The organism is Bartonella sp. AD328YNZD (assembly GCF_042196425.1).
Genome location: NZ_JBHIQG010000644.1, coordinates 1 through 894 on the forward strand (window position 1 = coordinate 1; position 894 = coordinate 894).

Annotated in this window: 1 protein-coding gene; it reads left to right on the forward strand. The window is 39.9% G+C overall.

Features of this window, described 5'->3' with window-relative positions; genetic code table 11:
* Positions 1-389 precede the first annotated feature (389 nt).
* Positions 390-894: porin (locus tag ACFIO3_RS14215; RefSeq protein WP_375704701.1), on the forward strand; the 505-nt coding region annotated here is incomplete at its 3' end.

Below are 894 nucleotides of genomic sequence, written 5' to 3' on the forward strand. Positions count from 1 at the left end.
ATTCGAACTCTCGAGAGCCTTTTGAGCCCTACTCCCTTAGCAGGGGAGCGCCTTCGACCACTCGGCCACCTCTCCGACAAAGAGGCATAAATGGTATCAACAGAAAGTTCAAGACTTTTTCGATTTTTTTCCCAAATATCTGAAAATTTTTCTCCTATTGATCCCATAGGGACCAAAAGTTAATAAAACAAAAATTGTGTCTTTTTTACCACAGCATCTCGAATAGTACATGCATATATTACAAAAAGGTAATTTCATATTTAAAACTCTAAAAAGATTAGTTATAGCTAAGATAACAAGTGCTGCGTATTTACTTATGTCTTTGTCCTTAATGCGTTAGGAAAATAGTACTCTTTAGAAGAAATTTAACCGGACCTCGGAGATCCTATATGAATATTAAATCCCTTTTTTTAAGCTCTACAACAGCTTTTTTAGCTGTTTCTGGAGCTCATGCTGCTTCAACAGTTATCCCCGAACCCGAACCTGTAGAATATATTCGCGTTTGTGATGCCTACGGAAAAGGATATTTTTATATCCCTGGAACAGAAACCTGCATGCGTTTATCAGGAAATGTTCGTACTGATTTTATAGGCGGTGATAATATCGATGCAACAACCGAAACTGAACTAAGAGACAAAAGAAAAACCTATGGCGCAGCATCACGGCTCACCCTTGTTTTTCAAGCAGCTTCGGAAACAGAAATGGGAACACTTCGTTCATATGCGAGAATTTATTCAAACTGGGGGGATGGTAGAGACAACGCTAGTGCAAGGCTTGCAGCGGCTTACATTGAACTGGGTGGTTTTCGCGTAGGTCTTGATGACACAATTTTCAACAGCTGGACTGGTGATTATGGAAATGTTCTCAATGATGACAGCATAGCACCTGCTGGCA